Source organism: Gilvimarinus gilvus, from assembly GCF_030518155.1.
GTDB classification, from domain to species: domain Bacteria; phylum Pseudomonadota; class Gammaproteobacteria; order Pseudomonadales; family Cellvibrionaceae; genus Gilvimarinus; species Gilvimarinus gilvus.
In genome coordinates this window covers 1-476 of the sequence record NZ_JAULRU010000586.1, presented here as the reverse complement: position 1 = coordinate 476, position 476 = coordinate 1, and the positions used below count along the sequence as shown (strand labels likewise).

Below are 476 nucleotides of genomic sequence, written 5' to 3'. Positions count from 1 at the left end.
GCAGACGAAACAGGCGAATTATGAATCGAATAATTATGATCTTCATATTCATAAAACTTTTTTTCTCGAACAACAATTGGCGCATTATAACACAATTTATCACTTCGCATCACCTGAATGTCGCCCTGAATTGTACGTTTCGAAACGCCAGAAGTTATTCCTTCGTATTCATACAAAGCTTCCGAAACTTTTTCTATTAAATCTTCTAATCTCCATTTTCTGAAATGATTTTGAAGACATTTATCGATCGTTTGATAACGTATTAATGCAATTTTATTGGTTGCCATGGTTGATTTCTTTCTTCAATACTACAAATTTCAAATCAAAGTACGCAATCTATTTGCGTAGAAATTTTCACTTCAACTTTTATTCAAAATATTTTCAATATAAAATCCTCTATTCATCATCATTTACAAATTATTTCGAAAAAAATATTTTATTGCGCAATTCATTCGCACACTTCTACTCCAACTTTG

At 30.5% G+C, this 476-nt stretch carries 1 protein-coding gene; it reads right to left on the bottom strand.

The window, feature by feature from the left end; genetic code table 11:
* The coding region (locus QWI17_RS14825) for a hypothetical protein (RefSeq protein ID WP_302723306.1) at window positions 1-287 on the bottom strand (287 nt) is incomplete at its 3' end.
* Window positions 288-476 lie beyond the last annotated feature (189 nt).